Here is a 25,022-nt window from a genome sequence, read left to right as displayed (position 1 = left end):
CTCGCGTTGTATGAAGGGAGCCCTCATCCAGCTGAGCGAGATGAAGGGAGCCTTCATACAGCTCTCGGCGTATGAAGGGAGCCTTCATACAGTCGGCGTTGTATGAGGGGAGCCTTCATACATTCCTTAGCCGGGTGAAGGGGCCCCTCACCAGATTGCATACGAGCGAAAGCCGAGTTTTGGCCGTCCAATGGCCCAAACTCGGCTTTCGCTCGTATGCGACCACTCGACACGGGGTCGTGAGTGTTCCGGCCGGTTCTAACCGGCCATACCACTCACGACCCCGAGCGAGGGCGGGCCGAGGTCCACAGTGGACTTGTTTGGGGGCGAACGGGTGACCCCGGTCACCGGCATATGCGCAGGTGAGGCGCACATCTCACCGGTTTGGTCCCTCGCCGTGACCTGCCCTTGACCTTTACAGTTGACCGCTGTGGATCGAATGAGCGCGATGGACGCGGGTTTCTATTTTGTCGAGGACGAGAACGTGCCGATGCACGTCGGGTCGGTGCTGGTGTTCGAGGGCCCCGCGCCGTCGTACGGCGATGTCATCCGGCGGCTGATGTCGAAGCTGGACGGGGTGCCCCGGTACCGGCAGCGGGTGAAGAGCCTGCCGCTGCACGTCGGCCGCCCGGTCTGGGTGGACGACGACCACTTCCAGATCCTGTACCACGTCCGGCACACGGCGGTCCCGTCTCCCGGCAACGACGACCAGCTGCGCAACCTCGCCGGTCGGGTCTTCGCGCAGCGGCTCGACTTCTCGAAGCCGCTGTGGGAGATGTGGCTGGTCGAGGGGCTCGAGGGCGGCCGCTGGGCGCTGATCTCCAAGGTCCACCACTGCATGATCGACGGCGTCGCGGGCACCGACCTGATGCAGATGCTGCTCGACTTCCGGGCGGACGCCACCGAGATCGGCGAGGTGGCCGAGTGGAAGCCGGAACCCGCACCGTCCACCTTGGACCTGGTCGGCTCCGGGCTGAAGGACGCCGTGGCCACTCCGGTCAAGCACCTGTCGGCCATCCCGGGGCTCGCGCGCAGGCTGCGCAGCTCGTCTGAGCTGCTCGACGTCGGCCGCGCGCTGGCCGGCAGCCTGCCCGGCACCGTCAAGCGGCTCACCACCCGCGCGGCGACCTCGCTCAACGGGCCGATCGGGCCGCACCGGCGCTGGGTGTGGGCGAAGGCGGACCTCGCCGAGATCAAGCAGATCCGCAAGGTCACCGGCGGCACGGTCAACGACGTCATCCTCACCGCGATCAGCGGCGGCTTCCATGACCTGCTGGCCAAGCGCGGCGAGCTGACCGACGGCATGGTCGTGCGGACCATGGTGCCGGTGTCGATGCGGTCGAAGGACGAGCACAACAAGCTCAACAACCGGGTGAGCGCCGTGCTGGTCAACCTCCCGGTCAGCGAGCCGGACCCGCTCAAGCGCCTGGCCGCCGTCCGCGCGCAGATGGACGACCTCAAGAGCAGCCGCCAGGCCGCCGGCGCGGACGTCATCACCGGGCTCGGTGACTTCGCCGCGCCGACGCTGCTGGCGCTCGGTTCGCGCACCGCGATGCGGTTCCCGCAGCAGCTGCTGCAGACCGTCACCACGAATGTGCCCGGCCCGCGTGTGCCGCTCTACTTCCTCGGCAGGCCGATGACCGAGATGTACCCGTACGTGCCGATCGCCAGCACCCTGCGGATCTCGATCGGCATTTTCTCCTACCTCGACCAGATCACCTTCGGCGTCAACGCGGACTTCGACGGCGTGCCCGACGTCCAGCTGCTCGCCGACGGCATCCGCGGCGGGTTCGACTCGCTGCTCGCCGAGGTCAGCCAGCCAGCTTCTTCATGATCCCCGATGCGATCGCCTTGACCTTGTCCTGAAGGTCCTGCTCTTTCGACGGCCAGCCATCGGCTTCGCGCGCGTAGCCGTTGGCGAGGACCGTCAGCGTCAGCGTCCCGTGCTGGACGCCGAACTTGTACAGCCACTGGTCGGCCGGTTTCCACGGGGTCTTGTCGTCGTGCTCGCGGTACAGGTAGGCGGTCGTGCCCAGATCCTTCACGTCGGTCACGGTCTTGTCGTCGCTCGACGCGTCGGCTTTCGCGTCGGAAACCCGGAAATCGTCGTGCATCTTCTTCGACGCTTCGTCGGTCGGGTGGATCGCGATGAAGGTGTTGAGCATGACGTAACCCTTGCCGCCATCGAAGGTCCATTTGCAAGCGCCGCCGGTGTAGCCGGGCTTCAGCTTCTCCGCCTCGCCCTTGGCCGAGGTGTCGCCGGTGAGGGCCGCCAGTTCCGCGGTGTCGGTCGCGGAACAGGCGTCGCCGGTCAGTTTGTAGGCGGGAGGCGGGGGCGGGGTGCCCGGACCGCAAGCGGTGAGCGCGGTGAGGGTCAGCAGCACGAGGGCGACGCGAATCATCGCACGGATCCTTCCGGTCCCGATCAGTGGCCAGTACGGCAATTCTGCCGTCCCCGTTAACAGTTACTACGCCATTTCCCCCGGTTGGATAATCACCTCCTGGGCCGTTCGGTGGCTGATCAACTGGCAATTCGCCGGTAATGTCTGATCCGCGTCCCCGCTGATCCCCGGAGGTAATTCATGCCACGGCCGAGGTCTGCCCGCTTACTGGCGCCCATGCTGGGCGTAATCCTGCTCACCAGCGCAGTGCCCGCGGCCGCGGTGGCCGCGGCTCCCGGCGAAACCCGGTTGATTCACTTGGCCGGGCGGACATTCGACCCGCTCGCGCAGCGGTCGGCCGCGATCACGGCTGGCTGGCGCGGCGCCTACCTGCTGCAGGTCCGCGACAGCCTCACCGACGCACAACGCCAGAAATTGCGCGGACTCGGCGTGCGAATCGGTTCTTACATTCCCGATTTCGCTTACGTCGTGCGTATGAGTGAAAAAGCGCGGAAATCCGCCTCGGAATTGGATTTCGTGCGTTGGATCGGCGAATACCGGGCGTCGGACAAGCTCGAGCTGTCGATGGCGTCGACCGGTCGTTACCTCGTCACGCTGGTCGAGACGGACACGGCCGACCAGCGCGCGATCGCCGAGCAGATCCTGCGTCTCGGCGGGCACGTCGAGGCGATTTCGGAGAGCGGCCAGCACATCGTCGCGCTGCTCGGCTACGGTCAGGCTTCGACGATCGCCCAGTCGCCGGAGGTTCTCGCGGTCGGCGCGGTGTCCGATCCTGAGACCGACATGGCGAACGCTCGCGAAGCGGGCGGCGCCAACTATCTGGAGACCATCGCCGGCTATCGCGGCCAAGGTGTGCGCGGCGAGGTGATGGACGGCGGCGTCCGCGCGACGCACCAGGAGTTCCAGGCCAAGCCGGTGCTGCTGCACGGCTCGAACTCGACCGACACCGGCCACGGCACCTCGACCTATGGCGAGATCTTCGCGTCCGGCGTGAGCGCGCCGCACCGCGGCCTGCTGCCGGAAGGCCAGGGCATCTTCGCCACCAACAACAAGTCCGACCGCTACGGCCACACGAAACAGCTCGTCGACCCGGCCGGTCCGTACCGCGCGGTGTTCCAGAGCAACAGCTGGGGCGGCGGCCTGACCACGGCGTACACCTCGGTGTCGGCCGAGATGGACCGGATCGTCTTCGATCACGACCTGCTGATCTGCCAGTCGCAGAGCAACGCCGGGTCGACGCAGTCGCGTCCGCAGGCGTGGGCGAAGAACGTGCTCTCGGTCGGCGGGCAGTACCACTACAACACGCTGAGCCGCGCCGACGACAAGTGGAACGGCGGCGCCAGCATCGGCCCGGCGGCCGACGGCCGCATCAAGCCGGAGCTGTCCAACTACTACGACCGCATCGACACGACCTCGTCGTCGAGCAACACCTCGTACACGACCTCGTTCGGCGGCACGAGCGGCGCGACGCCGATCACCTGCGGCAACGCGGGCCTGCTGTTCCAGATGTGGGCGGACGGCGTCTTCGACGGCGGCCCCGGCAAGGCCCGTGACGTCTTCGCGAGCCGTCCGCACGCGGCGACGGCGAAAGCGTTGCTCATCAACGGCGCCGAGCAGTTCCCGTTCACTGGCACCACAAGTGACATGACTCGCACGCATCAGGGCTGGGGCACCGCGAACCTGCGCACGCTGCACGAGGCGGCCAAGGCGAACGGCTGGAAGCTGCCGGTGCTGGTCGACGAGACCGACCTGCTGAGCACCGGCCAGTCGAAGAAGTACACGGTGAACGTCAGCGCGGCCAAGCCGTTCAAGGCGACGCTGGCCTACACGGACCCGGCCGGCTCGCCGACCGCTTCGGTCGCGCGCGTGAACGACCTGAGCCTGAAGGTCACCGCGCCGGACGGCACCGTGTACTACGGCAACAACGGCTTGCGCGCGGGCAACTTCTCGACTTCGGGAGGTGTGCCGAACACGGTCGACACCGTCGAGAACGTCCTGCTCGCGAGCGCGGCGCCGGGCACGTGGACCGTCGAGGTCCTCGCGACCCAGGTCAACGTGGACGCGCACAAGGAAACCGCGGCCACGGACGCCGACTACGCGCTGGTCGTGTCCTAGGACCGGGATAAAGCGGGCTTTATGCCACACCGGGATAAAGCCCGCTTTATCGCGTTCTAGCAGGTGACGTTGACCTTGGCGCCGGACTTGAAGGACACGTGGACGTGGTCCATGTGGTTGGCGGTCGCGCCGCCGCGGTCCTCCATGGCGTCCCAGCCGCTGCCGTCGTTGTAGCGCTGACGCCAGATGACGTAGCTGACGCCGAAGTCCTTCTGGTTCGCCAGCACGTAGTCGGCCACCTGGTTGCCGGTCGCGGTGTCGACCATGAAGTCGAGCGCGAGACCGGCCGGGTGGTCGCTCGCGTTGGCGCGGCTCGCGACACCGCCGACCTCGTCGATGCCGAACTTGGCCTTGACGTGGTTGCCGACCTGCGCGACGTACGGCTTCGTGCCGCTCAGGCTGGTCGAGCACTCCTTGGCCGGGGGAGCCTTCTTGACCGGTGCGCTCGTCTTGGGCTGCTCACTGGTCGGCGACGGGGTCGAAGTCGGGGTCGGGGTGGCCGACGACGACGGAACCGAGGACGACGTAGTGGGAACGGTGGTGTGCAGCGGGGCCTGCAACGCCATGTTCGCACCGCCGTTGGCGACGGCCTCGCCGCCTGGGCCGCTGGTGAGCCAGAACGTCAGAGCGAGCCCTGCCGTCACGGAAGTCGCGAGTCCGGTCGGCAACTTCCATGCCGCGGGCTTCTTGCTATGTCGGCCTGCCATTTTCTGCTCACTTATTCGGTCGGGGGATTCTCGGGGCGAGCCGAGTATTACGAAACGGCAACGCCAAAGTCACGCCCGGGTGACAAGCGGCACAGATCAGCACTTCAGGGGGTTAGGCGCAGGTTGCATGCCGTGAAAACGGCCACGGTAAGTAAGCGCATGGACACGCACGTGGGTTCACGTCAGAACGGGATAAAGCGGGCTTTATATCGGGGAAGAGCGTCCCGATATAAAGCCCGCTTTATCCCGTTCTCAGACCGCCCAGTTCTTGGCGGACCTGATCTCCGGGGTCAGGTCTTTGTCGAAGGCGGCGGCGATGGTGTCGACGGTCCAGGTTTCGTGGGAGAGGACGGGTTCCTTGATGCCCGCGTGGCGGACGATGTGGAGCTTGTCGCCCGCGAAGCGGACCAGCTGCCCGTTGACGCCCGCTGCGAGGTCGCTGAGCAGGTACGTCACCAGCGGGGCCATCCGGTCCGGGGTCTCGTCGCGGTTGCTGCGCAGTGCCGCGTTCGGGTCGGCCTCCATCATCGGGGTCCAGGCGCGCGGGCAGATGCCGTTGACGCGGACGCCGTGGGGAGCCAGGTCCGCCGCCCACGAGAAGGTCATCGACGCGACCGCGCCTTTCGACGCCGAGTAGGCCGCCGCGCGGCCCTGGCCGAGCATCGAGCCGGACCCGGCGTTGACGATCGCGCCGCGGCCTTGCGCGTGCATGACCTTGGCGGCGGCCGTGCCGCAGTAGAACGTGCCGAGGATGTTGACCTCGACCAGCGCGCGGGTCCTGGCGGGGTCGTCGTCTTCCCATGGCGCGGCGTGGTAGCTGACCGCGGCGTTGTTGACCAGGCCGTCGAGTGCGCCGAACTCGCGGACGCAGTCGTCGATGACCGCGGCCGCCTGCCCGGGGTCGGCCACCGAGCGCGGGCTGGCGAGCGCGCGGCCGCCCGTTTCGCGGATCCCCGAGGCGACCTCTTCGGCGCCGTGTACGTCGTTGACCACCACCGCGGCGCCCGCGGCCGCGGCGTGCTCGGCGTACGCCCTGCCGAGGCCTCGGCCGGCTCCGGTGACCACGATCGCTTTGCCGTCCAGGATTCCCATGGACTCAAGTGTGCGGGAAAACGGCTACCGAGGCCCGGCGGCCGCCATGATCGCCTTCGCGGCCGCGGGCCAGTTGCCGCCGGTGACCACGGTGGTGGCGGTGATCGTCACCTTGGTGCCCTTGTTCTTCACTTCGGCGTTGTCGGTGTAGTTGTCGTGGATCGTGATGTCGTGGATGGTCGGGGTCCACATGCCGACCCAGCGGCCGGTGCCGTTGCTGATCACGTTGTCGTGCGTGTTCCAGTAGGCGCTGCCCTCGTCGTGGTAGACCATGTTGTTGTTATTCGGCGCCAGGCTCAGGTAGTTGCCCGCGAACTCGGAGCCGGTCTGCCCGCCGAGCGTGTAGATCGCGCCGCCGTCGTGCAGCACGCGCATCACGTCGTTGACGCGGTTGCCGAGGATCTTGTTCTGTCCTGAGTAGATGGTCCCGCGTCGGCACGTCGGCAGCCCCTGCTTGGCTTGCAGGTCGCAGGCCGACGCGTAGCCCCAGCCCCAGCCGAGCGAGATCCCGGAGTACGGCGCGTGCCGGACCTCGTTGTGCGTCACCGTGGCCAGCTTGCTGTGCCCGACCCAGATGCCGACCGCGTCCCGGTAATCCTGGCCGGGTGTGTCGACGATGTTGTCGGAAATGGTGTCCGACAACGTCATCCGTGCGGTGTCGGCGAGGTAGTAGTCGTCGACCTCGCCGACGGCGATACCCGAACCCGAGAGGTCGCTGAACGTGTTGTGGTCGATCGCCGAGTTCTGCGTGCCGTCGGCGTACGCGAGCCCGGCGCCGCCGAGATGCGTGAACGTGTTGCCGCTGAACGAAACCCGCTGTCCTCTGTGGACTTCGACGGCGGCGGCCGTCTTGAGTGGATCGTGCGGGGCCTTGGCCGACCATTGGATACCGGCCTGGTTGTCGACATAGCCATCCGCCGAAGGCAGCAGCCACGTGGTCCCGGTGAACGTGAGACCGCTGACCGTGACGTCGTGCACCGGCGCGACCACGTCCGGGGTCACCACGAACGCGTCGACCAGGAAGTTCGCCGTGCTCGTGCTGGTCAACGTGACCGTGTGCGCGCCCTTCGCGAGCCCCTTCACCGAGAACACCACTTGCTGAGCCAGCCGGGTGCTGCCCTTTTCCGTGCCGCTGGAAGCTTTCCCGTCGACCGTGGCGTCGAACGTGCCCTGGTCGGTGTTCGTCTCGGCCAGCACGTCGAGCCCGGTGCCGGTGAACGTGAACGTCACCGAAGCACCCTTCGACTTGGTGACGTGCACGCCGTCGCCGAAGTCGCCGAGCGCGCGGCCGGACGACGCCGACCACGATCCTTTGTAGACGGCCCGGGCGTCGGAGTCGTCCACCGGCGCGAGATGGCCGGGTGTCCCGGTCAGCGAGAGCAGGTTCTCCAGCGTCGGCAGTTCGACCTCGGCGGTCGTCATCTGCTCACCCGCGCGCGGGATGTAGTACAGCGCCGCCGCGCCGCGGTCGAGGTACCACTGACCGGGTTTCGTCAGCAGCTGATAGGCGTTCTCGACCCAGGTCACGCCGTCGAGCTTGGGCAAGCCGTTGCCGTTGAACGGGAACTGCCGGTTGATCACGTGCGTGTTGTTGTTGTCCCAGCACGCGGGCTGCACCTTCAACGCCGAACCGCCGCCCGAAGCCGTGATCGACGCGAGCGGGCAGCGCATGTGCTTCCACTTGTTGTCCTGCGCGATCTCCACGTCCGACTGGTTCGTGAACTTGGCGAACGCCGGATCCGTGGTGGTGAACCCGGTCGAGGTCGTGGTGAACTTCGTCGCGTCCAGCGCGGTCCGCGCGCGTTCGGCCCGCTTCCCGTTGACGAACAGCTGCCGCGTGTCGGTACCCGCGGGCACGGACGCCTTGTAGATGTTCTTGGCCGCGTCGTGCAGCGTGAAGCCGGTGACCCGCTGCGCGCCGCTCAACACCGGTGTCTCACCAGGGAAAGCCCGGTACGCCACGGTGAATCCGTTGCGCCCGGAATCGCCAGGCCCGAGCTTCAACGGCTTCGTCAGGCGATACGTCCCACCACGCAGGTAGACGACGATGTCGCCGCTTTGCCCGTCGGTCAGCGCGGAAGCCCGCGCCCGCGCGCCTTCGAGATCGCAGGGCGCGGCTTGGGTGCAGGCCGTGCCGGACCCGGACGGCGCCGCGTACAGCGTGGTTTGCCCGCCCGCCGACGCCGGTGACGCGAAGGTGACCAGGCCGGTGACACCGGCGAGCAGCAGTCGGCCGAGCTTCGACACGGTGCCTCCTCGTTGTGGCTCGTGCACCACGGTAGGAGGCCGGAGGTGGTGCAGACCACCCCTTCCCGCTCAACGGCAAATCACAGCCTGCCCAGTGGGACCAGGTATTGCAGTGGCTGGGTCAGGTCGTCGAGGCCGAGCAGTTCATGCGCGAGATCGTCGTTGAACCCGTTGATCGGCGTGCCGCCGAGCCCGAGCGCCGCGGCGACCAGCAGGAGCGTCTGCGCGAGATGCCCGGCTTCCAGCAACCCGAGTCGCAACGCCCGCAAGCCATAACGCTGCCGCAGCACGCCGAGGTCGACATAGAGACCCAGCATCACTGGCGCGGCTTCGACGTTGATCGCGTACGGGTCGTCCGGCGGCCGCAGGAGATATCCCGACAACGCCGACAAGTCCTCAGTGGACGGAAGGTTGCCGACCCGCCGCAACGCCCGGTTCTCGGGCACGACCTCGTAGCACCCGGGCTCGACGCCATCGACCGCCATGGCGAACAGCCGCAGCCGCGCGGTGTACAGCGCGCCCGCGCTCGGGTACGGCCGATGCGCGTGCCCGCCCGTGCGATGCGTTTCCGCGTGCGCGTTCCACAGCAGGGTGCCCAGATCGTTCGCCGTGAGCGGCCCAGTCAGCGCGCCTCGGGTGGAGACGCGGCTGGTCAGCGTCTCGCCGAGGAGCACCGGAGGCAGCGGCGAATGCGGCAGCGGTGTGCCGCCCGAGCGTTCCGGCACCGGGATGGTCTTCGCCGCGGACTCGGCACGGGCGCCGATGTGGAACTTGCTGTGCTCCAGGTACTGCGTGTCCGGGCCGTCCTCGCCGAAGAACGTCTCGTCGTCGTCGAGCAGCGCGCGTGCGGTCAGCAAGCAGACCGCGCGTTCCTCGTCCGGCACCACACCCATGCGGTTGAACAGCATGTGCAGCTGTGACGCCCATACCCAGGTCCGCGCCTCGCCCAGGTCCAGCGACGAGTCCGCCGCGCTCACCGCGTCCGACCAGTCGGGTGCGTAGGCGTCTTCGATCCGGCCGATGAGCGCCTGCCGCTGGCCCGCGTAGACGGCGTTGACCTTGGCGTGGATGACCGGCGCCGGAAGCAGCGAGACCCCGGCCGCGTGCTGCCAGCTGCGGGAATGCCGCCGCAGCCAGCGCGCGGTCTCCAGCCGGTCCATGCCCAGCGCGCGGCCGGTCGCCACGGCGAGTGTGGTCGCGACCGACAGCCGGTCCGCGCGGACGGGCGTCTCGGCGATCACGCGCAACGCGACCTGGGTCGACTCGGTGAACACCTCTTCGGCGATCGGCAGCGCCAGCGGCCCACCGTAGCGGGAAGTCTCTGGCACATAAGGGATTTCGCGCACTTCACCGTGCTTGGACGGCCACGAGCCTTTCAGCTCCGGCAGCTTCGAGGCCAGCACGTGCAGCCGGTCCGCGAGGTCCGGATCGGCGTCGCGCACCCGGATCCGCAGATGCGGCCCGCCTTCGCCGTAGCGGATGAAGAACCACGCTTGGTCCGCCAGCAGCGGCGCGACGTCGGCGAGCAGGAACTCGTCGGCCACCTCCGGCGTGCAGTGCAGGAAACAATGCAGGCTGGTCCACTCCACGGCGCGGCTCCTCACGGGAACGGGTGCGGGTCGACGAACAGGTCGCCACCGAGCCGCGGCAGCCCGCGCGTGCGGTGGTTCACGTGCCCGAACGTCATCGGGATCGAGCCGGGCACGATGACCTTCACGCACGACAGGCCAAGCCGGTCGCGGGCGCCGGGCTCGTCCAGCCGGACCACCACGACCTCGAGGTCGAGCCGGTCGACGGTCGTGCGCAGCAGGTCGGTCAGGTCGTGCACCGGCGGGGCCTCGGCGAGCGCGGCTTCGGGCAGGTCTGCGATCAGTGCTTCGATGCGCGGCAACGCTTCCGGAAGTGTGTTGACGCCGACGTGGTCGTCGAGCGTCAGCACCAGCTCCGGTTCGGTGAACATCCGCCGCAGCCGGTCGAGGTCACGCCAGCCGGGCTCGGCGGTGGCGCGCCTGGTCACGTAACCGACGTTCGACACCAGCTCGGAGATCGCCGACCGGACGGCCGTGGCTGGATCGTGGTGCGCGCCCGCCGCGATGAAGGCCTGCGGAGCGTCCTGGTCGGCACCCTCGTAGCGGGCGATGGCGACCATCGCGGGGATGCCGAAATCGTTGGTGGCGTTGACGACCGTGACCCGATAGCCCAGCTCGGCTGCCCGGCCGACCAGCGTGGACGTGACCAGGTCGCCGGGAATCCGGACCGGCGGCAGTGGCTTGCGCTGATACCAGGCCATCAGGAACGCGTCGCGCTCGGCGATCTCGAACAGCCCGTACAGCGCGGCTTCCTCGGGGCTGTTGCCGAGCCCGCAGCCGTTGGAGCATTCGTAGACGACGCGCGCCGAACCGGGCGGATCCCAGTAGGCGACGTGCTCGGGCACGGCCACCGAGCGGTCGCGGCTGAGCGACCAGCCGTGCACCCAGGCGAGTTCGAGATCGGGGTGATACGGGACGGTCGGCGCGGACGGATGCCCGTGGTAGGCGGGATCGGGCAGGCCGAGGCGTTCCGGGTCGAGCGCCTTGTCCGGCCCCAGCTCCGCGAACGACGCGCGCAGCGCCGTCCGGCGGCCGGTCGGCTGCGCGCCCGCGTAGCGTTCGAGCGCTTCGAGCAGCGCGACGCGCTCGCTGCCGTGGAAGTCGGCGCCGCGCCCGAAGCCGCCTTCCGGCAACGGCAGGCCACGCGCGATGAGCGCGCTGGTCAGCCCGAACACCGAGTCCTCGGTGCGGTAGACGTGCTGGACCGGGCCGAAAACCGGGTCGTGCAGGGTTTCGCGCAGGTTTTCGAGTGAGGTCCGCGGGTTCGGCTGGCGCAGCACCGAGGGATCGGGCAGTGGCCGGGGTTCGAGCGCGAACCGCTCCGGCTCGTCGTCCGGCAGGGGAGCGCAGACGTCGCAGCCGCCGACCGGCCGGATCTCGTGCCTCGACCAGGTGCCCCGGCCGCCGTGCAAGGTCCAGACCACGCCGGGCTCCGGTGTGAGGAGGATCGACTCGGCGAGTGCGGCGATCCCGTCGAGCAGCGCGGGTGACGGTAATCCGCCAAGCAGCAGGTCAGGGTCGTGACGCGGGGTGCGCGCGGTCGTCAGCCGCTGCTTTTCGGCGCAGTGCAGGCAGCCGGTGACGCCCCGGCGCAGCACCGGCCCGACGAGGACGAGCGCGCCGTCGAAGCGGATCGGCAGGTGCAGGACGTCCGTGCGCGACGCGTGCCTGGCGAGCGCGGCGGCCTCGCGCGGGGTCCAGTCGGCCAGCACGACCACGGCGGAGCCGTCGGTGATGGCGAGCGCTTCGGCGAGTGTCAGCACCGGAAGGGTCTCGCTGAGCGCGTCGATCATGCGATGTCCCCGAGCGTGAGGAACTGCTGCGGCCCGACGAGCCGATCGAGGTTGTGCCGCAGCTGGGCCTCGCGGTCGGCGATTTCCTTGAGCCAAGGCACATCCACACCATCCAAAGTGGACAGGGCGCCGCTGGGTACCGGGAGGTGGCGCGGGTCGAATCCCGCGAGCCGTGCCTGTGCCCGGCCGGTCGCCGCCAGCGAGACGAACCTCATCGCATCCTCCTGGGTGGCTTCGATCGTCACGACGCCTTGCAGCTTCGCGGCGGCTTTACGCAGTGCCCGGCCTTCCGCGTGCTCGCGGTTGACGCCGACGGTGTCGACGCCGAGCAGATGTTCGGCGGCCGCGCAGGCGGCTTCGATCCTGGCCAGATCGGTGCGCACCGCGCTCCCCAGCACATCGCCGCAGCGCGCGAGCGCGACGGGCAGCTGGGGGAGCGCCTCCGGCACCGACTCGGGAAGACAGCCGATCTTGTTGTCGCCCAAGGCTTCCACCAGCCGCAGTGCTTCTGTGAGCGTGGTCGGCTGGGTACGCGGCTGCCACGGGTGATACTCGGCGCCGTTCGCGGTGGCGATCAGCACGGCCGCGCAGCCGGGCAGCAGACGCGGGTCGTCGCCGTAGCTCGCCGGGTCGGGCAGTCCGGTCGCGGCGGCCAGCAGCCGCTGCACGGCCGTGCCCGCGACCAGCGAGATCAGCGGATCGGCGGCGGGTTCGGCACGCTTGAGGCCCAGCCTGGCGGTCAACGCGCGGCCGTCGGCCCTGGCCCGGCCGGGAGGGCCCGGCTCGCTGACGAACGCGGTGCCGCCGCCTTCGCCCACCGCCACGGCATGGTCCGAAGTGGACAGGAGCACCGGGCCGCGCGGACCGGGAACCCTGGCCGTCGCGATACCGAAGCGGGACAGCGACCGGCACACGGCTGTCGCCAGCAGATCGTTCTCGGGTGCGCGCACGGTGACGGTCAGGCCACGTGCCGTCCGCGCCGCGACACCGGGGTGAGGCGCGATCGCGCCGAACCAGTCATCGGTGTCCTCTTCGGACACGAGCATGCCGTGCTCGGCCAACGTGTCGAGCAGTGTCGTCAGCACCCGCCGCGCGCCGGGCCCGGCTTGCGCGAGCAAGGCGTCCGGGTCACCGAGTCGCAACGCGTCCTCAAGTCGTTGCCACAGCCGGGGAACCGCGCTCGCGCCCGCCACGGTGAAGCTGCCTGACCAGCCACGGACGTGCACCCCGTCCCGGACGGCGGTGGCCCGGACACCCGGGCGCAGGCGGGTCATCGACGGCTCCGGATCGCGGTGGCCATTTCGGCGCGCCAGTCGTGCCCGGTGAGCACCGGGACCGCGCGGGTGACCAGGTAGGCGGCGAGATAACGCTCCAGCGGCCGCAGGTCGCAGAGCATGAGGAGCTGATAGAGCATGTTCGTGCACCACCGATAGGTCAGGATGTCCGGCCGCACGCGCATCGCGCCTTCGGGGTCGGCCTGGTGCATGAGCTGGTGGTATTCGCTGAACCTCTCGCGCCGCCGCCCGGCGCCACCGCTCAGGTCGGCGCCCGCCTCGAGCCGGGATTCGACGTGCCGCCAAGCCGCGCCGGACCAGGCGGTCCACGCTTCCTCGCCGTCCGTCACACGTTCGACCAACGCCAATACCTGGGCGCGGTGACGGTTCCACTGCGCTTCGAACTGGGCGGCGAGGCGGCCGTCCGGGTCGTCGTTGGCGAGGAAGTCCTCGAGATGCGAGAGATACGAGTGGTAGCCGGCGGTCAGCCCGGCCGGGTAGCGCGCGGCGTGCGCGGTCAACGCGACCATGGCGATCTGCAGCCGCGACGCGGCGGAATCCCCGTGGTCACCGAGGAATTCGCAGGCCGCACGCACGGCGGGCACGCCGAGCCGGAGCAGTTCGGTGCGGACGCCGACACCGTCGGGGCCGAGCGTGGGCAGGACCCTCGCCGGTTCCACGCGGACCGTGTTGTCCGGCCAGATCGGTTCGTACGGTGGTTCCAGCAGCTCGACCGGTCCGGCTTCGGCGGCCTCGGCCAGCAGCGTCGCCGTGTCGATGTCCGCCGTCGACGGCCGCGTACTCAGGTATTTGCGCAGCCGGACGGCGGCCTCGGCGGCATGTGACTCGGCCTCCGCGTCGCGGAGCGCGATCCGGATGTGCGGGCCGTGCAGCCAGTGCCGCTCGAGGTGGACGCCGAGCCCGGCTCCGGCCAGCTCTTCCGCGATCGGCAGGATCGCCTCGCGCAGGAGCGGGGCCTTGACGGGATGGTGGTAGTGGCAGATCACGTCCATTGTGGACTTCCGTTCCGGTAGGTCTCCACGACCAGCTCGACCGCGCGGCGCGGCTGGGCGCGCCCGCCCGCCGCGGGCAGTGCCTCTTCGAACACGACACCGTTCTCGTGCCTGGCCAGCCACTTGCGGAGACTGCGCAGGTGCAGCGCGGACCCGAGGTCGGCCAGGTGCGGTTTCGGCTGCTGCAGGTACTTCAGCAGCCCGGCGGCCGAGCGCTCGCCGCCGGCGGGGGCTACCGGGTGGAGGAAGACCTGCTCGGGCAGGCCGAGCAGCGCGCGCCACTTCGCGGCCGCGCGGACCGGCACGTCCTCGGCGGCCAGGTCGGCGCTCAGCCTGTCGACCGTGCCCGCTTCGAGCAGCCAGCGGCGACGGCGCAGCACGACGTTCCCGTGCCGCAGCCGTGGCGTCGTAGTGAGCACGCCGCCGGGGATTGCCTTGCTGTACTGGGGAATGAGCGAGCGGAACGTCGCCAGCCCGGTCGGGAAGTCGTTGAGGAACGGGGCCAGCCGGTCCGGCAGCATGACCGGCGCGAGGAACCCGGGATAGAGCACGTCGAGCGCCTCGCCGGTGGTCTTCAGCCGGAGCCGCAGTTCGGTGCCGTCGTCGAAGAGTTCGAGGTCCGACTCGGTGAGCGACGACCAGCGCGGGTCGTCGCCGAGTTCGTCCGCGACCAGCTTCGGGTGCAGGTTGGCGTTGAACCCGCCGACCGGGCGGATCTGCACCGGCCTGGCGAGGTGACCACGGAGCTGCCGGGACACGGCTTCGGCGGCGGCCGGGTCGAGCGAGGGCAGGAAACGGCTGGTGAAGCGGCCCCAGCCGCCGTGCAGGTGATTGACGCAGAGCAGGCCGGTGCCGGGGTCGTTCTGGACGAAGAACGAGTACGACATCGGACGGTGCGGTGACGTCGCGGCCGCCTCGCGGACCAGCGCTTCGGGCAGCGTGACCTCGTCGAGCGGGTGGTCGCTGGTCGGCGCCGGTTCGGTGGTCGTGAGGGTTTTCCAGGTGTCGCGGACTTCGGAGGCGAATTCCCAGGGGCGCGGGCAGACGCCGCCGGCGCCGTAGCGGGCGACGAACCGCTCGCGCAGCGCGCCGCGCAGGGTGTGGCCGAGGTCGAAGCGTTCGGCGACCGCGGCGATCTCGCCGAGCGCCGTGTGGTCGTCGGGGGAGAGGAAACCGCCCAGTGGCAACGGTTCGCGGATGATCACGTCTTCGGTGAGCACGGGTGCGGCCGGTCCAGGACGGCCGATCGCCTCGAACAACGCGGTCCAGCGTGCGCCGAGCGCGTTGAGGGCCTGCTGCCGTTGTTCGGGTCCGGTGGCGCCGAAAGCGGCGGTCGCGTCGGCGATCTCGTCGAGCCGCTCGGCGAGCGGGCCCGGCCGGAGCCAGTCCGCGAGGTCGCGCACGGCGTCGGCGGACTGAGGGTCGATCGGCGCGGACGGGACGAGCAGGCCCGCGCTGACGAGCTGGCCGACGTACTTGTCAGCCGGTCTGCCCAGCCGGTTGGTGAGTTCGGCGATGAGGTCGTCGAGCAGGATTCCCTTGCGCGCCAACATGAGCACGAGGCCGAGCGGTCCACTGTGGGCGACCGTGACCTCGTCTTCGGCCGAGGTGAGGAAGCGCCCGCCCGCGAGCTGCAGCCGGGTGCGCAGGAACGTGGCGCGGCCGTCTTCGATGCGGGGTTCGCTGGTGAGGTGGTGCGGCAGGGTGCGGCTGCGCTCTTCGGTGAGCACGGCGTCGAGGAAGGTTTCGACGAGCGCGCGGTTGGCGGTGGTGACGATCGCCAGATGCGCGTCGGACGGCCAGCCGTCGCTCGTGCGGTGGTCGTCGAGCCTGCCCCAGCCGACGAAGGTGAACCACGACAGCGGGCTGGTCTTGGTGCTGGCGCGCAAGGCATAGCGCAGCACGGTCGGCTCGGCCTTGCGGCCGCGCTTGTCCGGCGTCGCGCTCGTGCGCAAGACCGCGCGGAGCAGATCTTCACTGGTCAGCGCGATGGCTTTGCGTAAAGCCGGGTCGGCGCACAGCTCGGTCAGGTTCTCGCGGTCGGCCGCGAGCGCCTCGGCGGCGAGCCCGGCGAGTTGTTCGCGGGCGGCCTCGTGCTCGGCACGGGCGCCCAGCCAGGCGGCCAGCTCGGGAACGCGGCGCGGCAGATCGCCGAGCCGGTCGAGCGCCGGTTCGCGGCCGTTGAACACCGCGCGCCGCAACGGCAGGACCACGTCGCGATGAAATGCGGCCGAATGGGTTCCGGAACTGACATATAAAGCGTCACAGAGCACCGGAGCGAGTGCCGCCAGCTCACTTTCGAGCACGGTCAGCCTGGCCAGTATCCCTCGGAATGCAGCGCTCGCCGCGCGCTCGCCGGGATAAGCGGCCGCGGCACCACGGACGAGCGCGTACGGGGCGAGAACCGCCCCGCACGCACTCGATGTCCGCGTCGCTGTCGGTTCGGGCACTACTGCTCTACGGGCTGCTGGCTGCAGGAAGACGAACCCTGGCAGGAGCAGGAGCCCCAGGACGCGCCGGTCTCGGGCAGCGCGACCGTGTCACGCAATGACGTGACGGTCAGCTCGCCGAGGTCGAGGGAGTCGAGTTCGAAATCGGACATAGGTTCTCCTTGAGGGGAAAGCGGGAAAGGGAGGCTCGAGTTCTTGGCCAGAAATCTCAAGGGAAACGGTAACGCCGGTTCGAACGAGTTGAACACTCCTGTTTTGCGGTAGGGGTGAGAAACGCATATAGGGGACGTGGGCTATTCAGCGTAATGAGCGTGCGGCCATCCCGGGTTTCCCCGTGGGTAAAAATGCCGTCGCGGGTGAGCTTTTCAGGAGGTCACGAGTCCTTGACCCGGCCCACGATGCGCGCGTACATCCGTCCCGGGTTCGGCTCGCCCGAGACGAACCCGGGCAAAGGGGGCAGATCGGCTGTGAACGCCTGCAAGCCCTCGTAAACCACCGCGCCGGCGGGGCGGCGCGACGGGTCCTTCTCCAGCAACGCGGCGATCAAAGCGTTCAGCCCGGCGGGCAGGCCGCGCACCGGGGCCGGGCGCTCCTTCACATGTCGCTCGAAGACCGCGTAAGCCGTTGGCCCGCTGAAAAGCGGTTGGCCGGTAAGCATTTCGTGCAGCAGGCAGCCCAGCGCGTACAGGTCACTGTGCGGGCCCGACGAGCCGCGCTGGATCTGCTCGGGCGCCATGTAGGCGGGGGTGCCGAGGATCTGGCCGCCGCGCGTGAACTGCGCTACGTCCGTCTCACGCAGGACCGCGAGGCCGAAGTCGAGCACCTTGACGCCGCCATCCGGGCAGAGCATCAGGTTGGTGGGCTTGAGATCGCGATGGCAGATCGACAACGCGTGCGCCGCCGAAAGCACCGTGCACGCCTGGGCCGCGATCGAGGCAGCCCAGGGCACCGGCAACGGGCCGTGTTCGCTCAGCAGGTCGGCGACCGTGATGCCGTCGATGAACTGGATGACCTGGAACAGCCTGCCTTCGAACATGCCGAAGTCGTAGAGGATCGGCGCGCCCGGGTGCTCGAGTTTGGCCAGGATGCGGGCCTCGCGGACGAAGCGTCGGGTCAGCTCGTCCTCGGGACCGCCGGGCAGACGCAGGAACTTGATCGCGACGCGGCGGTCGAGGTGCTTGTCGTGTCCACCGTGGACGGCGCCCATCCCGCCCTGGCCGAGCGGCAGGTCGTCGAGCTCGTACCGGTCGGCGATGAGCATTCCAGTCCCCTTAACGCGGTCCGAGCCGCCCACCCAGCAGTCCCTCGAAGCCTAACCGCACCAGCGCGTCACCCGCCGCCGTGGCCGCGCGCAGGCTTTCCTCCAACGCGGTGAGCTGCTCGAACGCCGCACCGTAAGCACGTTGCTCCGCCAGCGTGAGCCTGGGCACCGGAGTCCGCTTGACGTCCAACCGGCTCGACCCGGACGCCGGTTTCGCCAGCGCCGCACGCAAAGCGCCCGCCAGGAAGCCGGGATCGAGCAGCTCGGGGTCGATCAGGTACGTCGCCCCGGTGGGCGACGTGACCGGCTCGTCGCCGGGCGCGGCCTTGATCAGCTCGCCGAGCGTGGTCATCGGTGTGCCGGACGCGGGCTCAAGCGACGGGAGCACCGGCGAGGCCGCCTGAAACCGCTGCAGCGCGTCCGCGAAGGCAGCCGCGACATCGGCGTCCCGGTGGCGAGCCGGGCTCAGGTCGACGTCGTCGTCGAGCAGGTCGATGATCCGGGTCGACGCTTCCGCCGACTCGATCTCGGCCAGATTCTCCGCCTCCAGCAACAGGATTTTCGACGGCGGCGGCTCGCCGGGCACCGGGCGGCGCAGCAGCCAGAGGTCCCGCGTCGCGCCCGGCAGCGTGATCACGCCGAGCAAAGCGCCCGCCCGCAGCAGGTTCCCGCGAATCCGCTTACCGGGCCGTCGGCTCGCGGCGGCCAGCGGAAGCAGGATCGCGACGCGCCCGCCGGGTTTGGCCAGCGAGAGGCAATGCTGCACCCACGCGAGTTCCGGCTCGCCGCGCGGCGGCAGCCCGTACTCCCAGCGCGGGTCGCCGATCAGCTCGTCGTACCCCCAGGCCCGGTCATGCCACGGCGGATCGCACACCACGGCGTCCGCGGGCGCCAACCCGTTGGCGCGCAGGGAATCCCCGGCGAAGACCTCAGCGCCCGGCACGCGCAGGGCGCTGATCTGGGCACTGACCGGGTCCAGCTCCTGCCCGGCGCCGGACCCCGCCGCCATCAGCAGTGTCCCGACGCCGCAGGCCGGATCGGTCACCGGCCCGCCGCCGACCAGCCGGACCATCAGCTCGGCGACGTCCACCGGCGTCAGGTTCAGCCGCCGTGAATGCGCCTCGAAATACCGCTGGCAGAGGAACTCGAACGTCGCGGCGTCCTGTATCTCGCGCCCCGCTTCGACCAGCAGCTCGCCGAGCCGCAGATCGTCGTCCGCCGCGCGCAGCCGCTGCCAGATCCGGTCGGCCGGGGAGACCTCGAACGACTTCCCGTTGTCGCGCAACCACTTCTCGACCTCGGCGAGGGAGAACAGCGGGCTCGACGCTGTGCCGCCGACCGGGCGCGGGAAGTCCTCGTGCCGCCGTCGCCAGTTGCTGACCGCGGCCCGCCCGACGTCGACGAGCCGGGCGATGTCGCCGAGATTGACGGTGGCGTCCATGTACACAGACTAACTGCTTGTGTACTGACTTCACAACTGGTCTACTGGGGTCATGACACGATTGGGGCTGACCATGGCGACGGACGTCGGACTCCGCCGCCAGGTCAACGAGGACTCGGCGTACCTGACCCCTCAGGTGCAGGCCATCGCCGACGGCATGGGCGGGCACGGGCACGGCGACCTGGCCAGCACGATCGCCATCGACGTGCTGCGCGAGTTCGAAGACACCGACCTGGGCTTCGTCGTCGCCGAGATCGCGCGCAGGCTCGACGAGCGGGCCCCGTTCGGCTGCGGCACCACGCTGACCGCGATGCGCTGGGACGGCAGCCGCTTCCAGCTCGGCCACATCGGCGATTCGCGCGGGTACCTCCTGCGCAACGGCGAGCTGCGCCAGATCACCCGCGACCACACAATGGTCCAGGCGCTGGTCGACGAGGGCCGGATGACCGCCGAGGAAGCGGCGGAGCACCCGCGCCGCAACATGCTGATGCGCGCGCTGCAGAGCGGCACCGAGCCGCACGAGCCCGATCTCAGCTGGCACGACGCGCTGCCCGGCGACCGCTATCTGCTCTGCTCGGACGGCCTCACCGATTACGTCGAGATCGAAGCGATCCACAACGCCCTCTATTCGGATCGGGAGACCGCCGCCGCCGAACTCGTCGCGCTGGCCAACGGCGCCGGCGGTTTCGACAATGTCACCTGCCTGCTCATCGACGTCCCGTGCCGCTGAGTGGAACGAGAGACTGTTCCTGATCGGGCACAGGCGTGACAGTCGAGGCATGACCATCACCGCGGCCATCGTCGGACCCGGCAACATCGGCACCGATCTGCTGACGAAACTCAAGCGCAGCAAGGAGATCGAGGTCGGCTACGTGGTCGGCGTGGTCGAATCCGACGGTCTCGCCCGTGCCAGGGAGCAGGGGATCAAGGCGTCCGCGGATGGCGTCGACTGGCTGCTGAACCAGGATCCCTTGCCGGACTTGGTGTTCGAGGCGACCTCGGCGAAGGCGCACCTCGCCAACGCGCCGCGCTACGCCGAGGCCGGGGTCCGCGCGATCGACCTCACGCCCGCGTATCTCGGCCCGATGGTGTGCCCGCCGGTCAACCTGCGCGAGCACCTGGACGCGCCCAACATCTCGATGATCACCTGCGGCGGCCAGGCCACGATTCCCATGGTGCACGCCGTTTCCCGGATCACACCGGTGCCGTACGCCGAGATCGTCGCCTCGGTCGCGTCACGCGGCGCCGGGCCGGGCACCCGCGCGAACATCGACGAGTTCACCCACGTCACCTCGCGCGCGGTCGCCGAGGTCGGCGGCGCGGAAAAGGGCAAGGCGATCATCATCCTGAATCCGGTGGAACCGCCGATGATCATGCGCGACACCGTGTTCTGCGCGATTTCCCCCGAAGCCGACCGGGACGCGATCACCGCGTCGGTCCACGAAATGGTCGCCGAAGTCCAGCACTACGTTCCCGGTTACACCTTGCGCGCCGAACCGCAATTCGACGATCCACGCGAAGACTGGGACGGGAACGGCCGTGTCGCTCTCTTTCTCGAAGTCAAAGGAAACGGTGACTATCTACCGGAATATGCCGGAAATCTCGACATCATGACCGCCGCCGCGGTCCGCGTGGGGGAGCTGCTCGCATGAAACCGGCATTCGATCACGACGTCCGCATCGTCGACACCACCTTGCGCGACGGCAGTCACGCGATGGCACATCAATTCACCGAAACCCAAGTGCGCGACACCGTTCGCGCGCTCGACGCGGCCGGGGCAGGCGTCATCGAGGTGACCCATGGTGACGGCCTCGGCGGTTCGTCGTTCAACTACGGCTTCTCCCGCACCGACGAGCTGAAGCTCATCGCGGCCGCCCGCGACGAGGCGAAGCTGGCCAAGATCGCGGTGCTGCTCGTGCCCGGCATCGGCACCGCCGACGATCTTCGCCGCGCCCGCGACGCCGGCGCCGACATGGTCAGGGTCGCCACCCACTGCACCGAGGCCGACGTCTCGCCCCAGCATTTCGGTGTCGCCCGCGAGCTGGGGATGGAGACGGCCGGGTTCCTGATGATGGCCCACCGGACGCCACCGGAGAACCTCGCGAAGCAGGCGCGGATCATGGTCGACGCCGGGTGTCAGGCCGCCTACGTCACCGACTCCGCGGGCGCGCTGCTCATGCACGAGGCGAAGGCCCGGTTCGAGGCGCTCGTCGCCGAGGTCGGCGACGAGGCCTGGGTCGGTTATCACGGCCACCAGAACCTGTCACTCGGGGTAGCCAATTCGGTACTCGCGTACGAGTCCGGGGTCCGCTACATCGACGGGTCGCTGTGCGCGCTCGGCGCCGGGTCGGGTAATTCCCCTACCGAAGTGCTGGCCGCCGTGTTCGACCGGATGGGTATCGAAACCGGCCTCGACGTGCTCGCCGTGACCAGCGCCGCCGAGGAAGTCGTGCGGCCCTACCTGCACCGATGGCCGAAAATGGATCGCAACGCGATCGTGCAGGGCTGGGCGGGCGTCTACTCGAGCTTCCTGCTGCACGCCGAGCGCGCGGCGGAGCGGTACAAAGTGCCCGCCCACGAAATCCTGCGCAAGTGCGGTGACCTGGGGCTGGTCGGCGGTCAGGAGGACATGATCATCGACGTCGCCATCGGGCTGGCCGCCGAAAACGGGTAAACGCTTTCGGGTGTAATTACCCTAAGAAATCGCTTAATTACCGGCCATGGCCATTTCGTAACCTGGAAAACCAACCATCGGTGGTTGACGCCCCTATCCTCGGGACCGTAAATTTCCGCCCGTTCTTTGACGCATGCGGGTGACAGGGGAGAAGTGTCCGAGCTGTTTTCCGCCGAGGTGACGCCTGCCGCCGTCGCCGAGGTGACCACCACAGGTGTCAAAAAGCCACCACCAGGCCGTTCGCCCGGGCAACTCGCCTGGCGCAGGTTCCGCCGCGACAAAGCGGGCGTGATCTCGGCCTGCGTCGTGCTCTTCTACTTCGTCATCGGGCTCGGCGCGCCGGTCATCTCCTGGCTGTACGGCAAGGATCCGTACACCCACTACGGCCTCGACCGGCCCGGCCTGCTGACCGACACCGGCATCCCGGTGAAGCCCAACGGCGGCATCGACGGCGAGTTCTGGTTCGGCCTCGAGCCGAAACTGGGCCGTGACGTGCTGATGCAGCTGGTCTACGGCATCCGGACCTCGCTGCTGATCGCGCTGGTCGTGGTCTTCATCGTCACCGCGTTCGGCGCCATCGTCGGCATCGCCGCCGGCTACCTGGGCGGCAAGGCCGACTACTTCATCGGCCGGGTCATCGACGTGCTGCTGGCCATCCCGTCGACCCTGTTCTACCTGGCGTTCATGCCGATCGCGCTCGCGCTGTTCATCGCGCCCGGCAAGGAGGCGCCGATCTGGCTGCGGGTCATCTCGCTGGTGCTGGTGCTCTCGGTCTTCGGCTGGACGCGGGTCGCGCGGCTGCTGCGCGGCCAGGTGCTCTCGCTGCGGGAGCGCGAGTTCATCGAGGCCGCGCGGGTGTCCGGCGCCGGTTCGCGGCGGATCATCTTCAAGGAGCTGCTGCCGAACCTGATCACGCCGATCCTGATCGTCGCGACGCTGGACGTGCCCGCGATGGTGACCACCGAGGCCGCGCTGTCCTACCTGGGCGTCGGGATGGTCGAGCCGACGCCCGACTGGGGCCGGATGATCCACGACGGCGGCGACTACATCAAGGCCGACATCACCTATCTGACCTTCCCCGGCATCGCGCTCATCATTTTCGTGCTCGCCTTCAACCTGCTCGGGGATTCCGTCCGCGACGCGCTCGACCCGAAGTCACACCGTTAAGAAGTCAGGGAGACAGATGAAACCGAAGAAGATCGTCGGCGTCGCGATGGCCGCGTCGCTGCTCGTCGGCGGCTGCAGCGCCGGTGGCCAGAACTCGGGGACCACCGACGCGCCCAAGAACGAGGTCAGCAAGGTCTCCCTCGACAAGGACGGGTCCCAGTCGAAGGGCCCGGCCAAGGAAGTCCCCGGCTCGCGCAAGGGTGGCACGATCACCGCGCTGTGGCGCCAGGACCAGACCCACTACGACCCGGGCCAGATGCAGACCTCGCCGGACCAGACCATCTCCGAGCTGATCTCGCGCCGCCTGACCATGTACAAGATCGAGGGCGACAAGACGACGCTGGTCGGCGACCTGGCCACCAACACCGGTGAGTCCACCGACGGCGGCAAGACCTGGAAGTACACGCTGAAGGACGGCATCAAGCACTCCGACGGCACGCCGATCGTGGCCGCCGACTTCAAGTGGGCCGTCGAGCGCTCGTTCTACGAGAAGTACAACCGCGGCTTCCCGTACATCCAGACCTGGCTGGCCGACTCGGAAGAGTTCTCGAAGGTCTACAACGGCCCGTACGACGGCAAGGAGCTCGGGAACGACAAGATCGAGGTTCCCGACGACAAGACCATCATCTTCAAGCTGCCCAAGCCGCACCCGGACTTCCCGTTCGCCGCGGCGCTCGGCACCACCGTGCCGGTGCAGAAGGCCAAGGACAGCAAGGAAGGCCTCGACGCCAACCCGCCGACCAACGGCCCGTACAAGATCGAGTCGCACGTTGTCGACAAGTCGCTGAAGCTCGTCAAGAACGAGTTCTGGGACCCGAACACCGACCCGATCCGGCACCAGTTCGTCGACGGCTTCACCATCAACTTCGGCCCGCTGCCCCCGGAGATCACCGACCGGCTGACCGCCGGCGCCGGCGACGACAAGAACGCCACCGCGCTGTACCACTCGGTGCCCGCCGAGCGCATCGACCAGGTCATGAACGACCCGAAGCTCAAGGCGCAGGTGCTCGACGTCGCGACCTCGGCGTCCGAGGTCTACTCGATCAACACCACCCGCATCACCGACGTGAACGTGCGCAAGGCGCTGCTCACCGCGTTCCCGAAGGAGCAGGCGCGCCAGACCAACGGCGGCCCGTTCTACGGCGACCTGTCGACCACGCTCGGCTCGCCCGCCAACCTCGGCTGGAAGAAGTACGACCTGCCCGGCATCACCGACGTCAACCCCAAGGGTGACCCGGAGAAGGCCAAGAAGATGCTGACCGACGCCGGCAAGCTCGGCCAGTCGATCTCCTTCGGCTACAGCCAGCAGCCGAACCGGGAGAAGGAAGCGCTCGCCATCGCGGACGGCCTCGAGAAGGCCGGCTTCAAGGTCGAGAAGATCCCGATGCAGCCGAAGACGTTCAACGACGCCCGTGACACCGTCAACAACAACCTGGACCTGTACTGGTCCTCGTGGGCGGCGGACTGGCCGACCGGCGTGACGGTCTACCCGGAGATCTACGACGGCCGCAAGATCGGTGACGGCCGCCCGAACAACTCGCACTTCAACGACCCGGAGATCAACAAGGAGATCGACCGCATCCTGGCGATCGACGACCCGATCAAGCAGGGTGACGAGTTCTCCAAGCTCGACGCCAAGATCATGGAGAAGGTCCCGGCGATCCCGTACGCCTACACGCGGCGGCTCATCATGTCCGGCACGAACGTCGGCGGCGCGTCCGTCGACACGCACGGCGTGCTGAACTTCGCGAACCTCTTCCTGAAGTCCTGACCCCTTAGCCAGCTGTCGACAGGTGG

At 68.8% G+C, this 25,022-nt stretch carries 19 protein-coding genes; 7 read left to right on the top strand and 12 right to left on the bottom strand.

Annotation, left to right across the window (positions count from 1 at the left end):
* Positions 1-439: 439 nt before the first annotated feature.
* Entirely contained in the window at positions 440-1,834 is a 1,395-nt protein-coding gene (locus BLV57_RS32075; protein ID WP_245757621.1) for a WS/DGAT/MGAT family O-acyltransferase, read from the top strand.
* Here the strand turns inward: BLV57_RS32075 and BLV57_RS32070 are convergent.
* Positions 1,812-2,402 (bottom strand): hypothetical protein, encoded by a 591-nt coding sequence (locus BLV57_RS32070; protein WP_091295342.1) that lies wholly within the window; start codon positions 2,400-2,402, stop codon positions 1,812-1,814. The two genes, BLV57_RS32075 and BLV57_RS32070, sit on opposite strands and share 23 nt — an antisense overlap.
* Before the next feature lie 216 nt (positions 2,403-2,618).
* Here BLV57_RS32070 and BLV57_RS32065 point away from each other — a divergent pair, with 216 nt between their 5' ends.
* Positions 2,619-4,517, top strand: a complete 1,899-nt coding sequence (locus BLV57_RS32065; protein WP_245757605.1) for a S8 family serine peptidase — start codon at positions 2,619-2,621, stop codon at positions 4,515-4,517.
* 56 nt (positions 4,518-4,573) lie between these two features.
* Here BLV57_RS32065 and BLV57_RS43460 read toward each other — a convergent pair whose 3' ends face one another.
* The 11 genes from BLV57_RS43460 to BLV57_RS32010 all read right to left on the bottom strand — a co-directional run bounded on the left by BLV57_RS43460 (position 4,574) and on the right by BLV57_RS32010 (position 19,390).
* On the bottom strand, positions 4,574-5,224 hold the full coding sequence (locus tag BLV57_RS43460) for a VldE C-terminal domain-containing protein (RefSeq protein WP_176968898.1): 651 nt from the start codon (positions 5,222-5,224) through the stop codon (positions 4,574-4,576).
* Between the two features lie 252 nt (positions 5,225-5,476).
* On the bottom strand, positions 5,477-6,316 hold the full coding sequence (locus BLV57_RS32055) for an SDR family NAD(P)-dependent oxidoreductase (RefSeq protein WP_091295338.1): 840 nt from the start codon (positions 6,314-6,316) through the stop codon (positions 5,477-5,479).
* 24 nt (positions 6,317-6,340) lie between these two features.
* Complete coding sequence (locus BLV57_RS32050; RefSeq protein WP_091295335.1) at positions 6,341-8,563, bottom strand: right-handed parallel beta-helix repeat-containing protein; 2,223 nt, start codon at positions 8,561-8,563, stop codon at positions 6,341-6,343.
* A gap of 80 nt (positions 8,564-8,643) precedes the next feature.
* Positions 8,644-10,152 carry a thiopeptide-type bacteriocin biosynthesis protein gene (locus BLV57_RS32045; RefSeq protein WP_218134921.1) on the bottom strand — a complete coding sequence of 503 codons (1,509 nt, stop codon included), beginning with the start codon at positions 10,150-10,152 and terminating at the stop codon, positions 8,644-8,646.
* 11 nt (positions 10,153-10,163) lie between these two features.
* On the bottom strand, positions 10,164-11,945 hold the full coding sequence (locus BLV57_RS32040; protein WP_091295329.1) for a TOMM precursor leader peptide-binding protein: 1,782 nt from the start codon (positions 11,943-11,945) through the stop codon (positions 10,164-10,166).
* Complete coding sequence (locus tag BLV57_RS32035; RefSeq protein ID WP_091295326.1) at positions 11,942-13,219, bottom strand: hypothetical protein; 1,278 nt, start codon at positions 13,217-13,219, stop codon at positions 11,942-11,944. The genes BLV57_RS32040 and BLV57_RS32035 overlap by 4 nt, the downstream gene beginning before the upstream one ends.
* Entirely contained in the window at positions 13,216-14,232 is a 1,017-nt protein-coding gene (locus BLV57_RS32030) for a lantibiotic dehydratase C-terminal domain-containing protein (protein ID WP_091295323.1), read from the bottom strand. Before BLV57_RS32030 ends, BLV57_RS32035 begins: the two co-directional genes overlap by 4 nt.
* Positions 14,223-16,682 (bottom strand): lantibiotic dehydratase, encoded by a 2,460-nt coding sequence (locus BLV57_RS32025; protein ID WP_091295320.1) that lies wholly within the window; start codon positions 16,680-16,682, stop codon positions 14,223-14,225. Before BLV57_RS32025 ends, BLV57_RS32030 begins: the two co-directional genes overlap by 10 nt.
* Positions 16,682-16,834, bottom strand: coding sequence for a thiazolylpeptide-type bacteriocin (locus BLV57_RS32020; RefSeq protein ID WP_094030697.1), 153 nt, complete (start codon positions 16,832-16,834; stop codon positions 16,682-16,684). Before BLV57_RS32020 ends, BLV57_RS32025 begins: the two co-directional genes overlap by 1 nt.
* 221 nt (positions 16,835-17,055) lie before the next feature.
* A complete protein-coding gene (locus BLV57_RS32015) occupies positions 17,056-17,943 on the bottom strand; it encodes a serine/threonine-protein kinase (protein WP_091295318.1) in 888 nt (295 codons plus the stop codon).
* Between the two features lie 10 nt (positions 17,944-17,953).
* Positions 17,954-19,390 carry an N-6 DNA methylase gene (locus BLV57_RS32010; RefSeq protein WP_091295315.1) on the bottom strand — a complete coding sequence of 479 codons (1,437 nt, stop codon included), beginning with the start codon at positions 19,388-19,390 and terminating at the stop codon, positions 17,954-17,956.
* Between the two features lie 46 nt (positions 19,391-19,436).
* Here BLV57_RS32010 and BLV57_RS32005 point away from each other — a divergent pair, with 46 nt between their 5' ends.
* The 5 genes from BLV57_RS32005 to BLV57_RS31985 all read left to right on the top strand — a co-directional run bounded on the left by BLV57_RS32005 (position 19,437) and on the right by BLV57_RS31985 (position 24,996).
* A complete protein-coding gene (locus tag BLV57_RS32005) occupies positions 19,437-20,114 on the top strand; it encodes a PP2C family protein-serine/threonine phosphatase (protein WP_091295313.1) in 678 nt (225 codons plus the stop codon).
* A 49-nt stretch (positions 20,115-20,163) separates the two neighbouring features.
* Complete coding sequence (locus BLV57_RS32000) at positions 20,164-21,036, top strand: acetaldehyde dehydrogenase (acetylating) (protein ID WP_091295310.1); 873 nt, start codon at positions 20,164-20,166, stop codon at positions 21,034-21,036.
* Positions 21,033-22,058, top strand: a complete 1,026-nt coding sequence (gene dmpG, locus BLV57_RS31995) for a 4-hydroxy-2-oxovalerate aldolase (RefSeq protein ID WP_091295308.1) — start codon at positions 21,033-21,035, stop codon at positions 22,056-22,058. Before BLV57_RS32000 ends, dmpG begins: the two co-directional genes overlap by 4 nt.
* Positions 22,059-22,211: 153 nt before the next feature.
* Positions 22,212-23,225 (top strand): ABC transporter permease, encoded by a 1,014-nt coding sequence (locus tag BLV57_RS31990; RefSeq protein WP_218134920.1) that lies wholly within the window; start codon positions 22,212-22,214, stop codon positions 23,223-23,225.
* Between the two features lie 16 nt (positions 23,226-23,241).
* Positions 23,242-24,996: an ABC transporter substrate-binding protein gene (locus BLV57_RS31985; RefSeq protein ID WP_091295306.1), complete on the top strand. Its 1,755-nt coding sequence runs from the start codon at positions 23,242-23,244 to the stop codon at positions 24,994-24,996.
* The last annotated feature ends 26 nt before the right edge of the window (positions 24,997-25,022 follow it).

Origin of the sequence: Amycolatopsis xylanica (genome assembly GCF_900107045.1) — a bacterium.
GTDB classification, from domain to species: domain Bacteria; phylum Actinomycetota; class Actinomycetes; order Mycobacteriales; family Pseudonocardiaceae; genus Amycolatopsis; species Amycolatopsis xylanica.
The sequence above is the reverse complement of the archived record's forward strand: the minus strand, read 5'-3'. Positions and strand labels throughout refer to the sequence as shown.

Excerpts from the sequence above, each read along its gene's own strand:
- BLV57_RS32075 (WP_245757621.1), top strand. The coding sequence starts at position 440 with ATGAGCGCGATGGACGCGGGTTTCTATTTTGTCGAGGACGAGAACGTG.
- BLV57_RS32070 (WP_091295342.1), bottom strand. The coding sequence starts at position 2,402 with ATGATTCGCGTCGCCCTCGTGCTGCTGACCCTCACCGCGCTCACCGCT.
- BLV57_RS32065 (WP_245757605.1), top strand. The coding sequence starts at position 2,619 with ATGCTGGGCGTAATCCTGCTCACCAGCGCAGTGCCCGCGGCCGCGGTG.
- BLV57_RS43460 (WP_176968898.1), bottom strand. The coding sequence starts at position 5,224 with ATGGCAGGCCGACATAGCAAGAAGCCCGCGGCATGGAAGTTGCCGACC.
- BLV57_RS32055 (WP_091295338.1), bottom strand. The coding sequence starts at position 6,316 with ATGGGAATCCTGGACGGCAAAGCGATCGTGGTCACCGGAGCCGGCCGA.
- BLV57_RS32040 (WP_091295329.1), bottom strand. The coding sequence starts at position 11,945 with ATGATCGACGCGCTCAGCGAGACCCTTCCGGTGCTGACACTCGCCGAA.
- BLV57_RS32035 (WP_091295326.1), bottom strand. The coding sequence starts at position 13,219 with ATGACCCGCCTGCGCCCGGGTGTCCGGGCCACCGCCGTCCGGGACGGG.
- BLV57_RS32030 (WP_091295323.1), bottom strand. The coding sequence starts at position 14,232 with ATGGACGTGATCTGCCACTACCACCATCCCGTCAAGGCCCCGCTCCTG.
- BLV57_RS32020 (WP_094030697.1), bottom strand. The coding sequence starts at position 16,834 with ATGTCCGATTTCGAACTCGACTCCCTCGACCTCGGCGAGCTGACCGTC.
- BLV57_RS32015 (WP_091295318.1), bottom strand. The coding sequence starts at position 17,943 with ATGCTCATCGCCGACCGGTACGAGCTCGACGACCTGCCGCTCGGCCAG.
- BLV57_RS32005 (WP_091295313.1), top strand. The coding sequence starts at position 19,437 with ATGACACGATTGGGGCTGACCATGGCGACGGACGTCGGACTCCGCCGC.
- BLV57_RS32000 (WP_091295310.1), top strand. The coding sequence starts at position 20,164 with ATGACCATCACCGCGGCCATCGTCGGACCCGGCAACATCGGCACCGAT.
- dmpG (WP_091295308.1), top strand. The coding sequence starts at position 21,033 with ATGAAACCGGCATTCGATCACGACGTCCGCATCGTCGACACCACCTTG.
- BLV57_RS31985 (WP_091295306.1), top strand. The coding sequence starts at position 23,242 with ATGAAACCGAAGAAGATCGTCGGCGTCGCGATGGCCGCGTCGCTGCTC.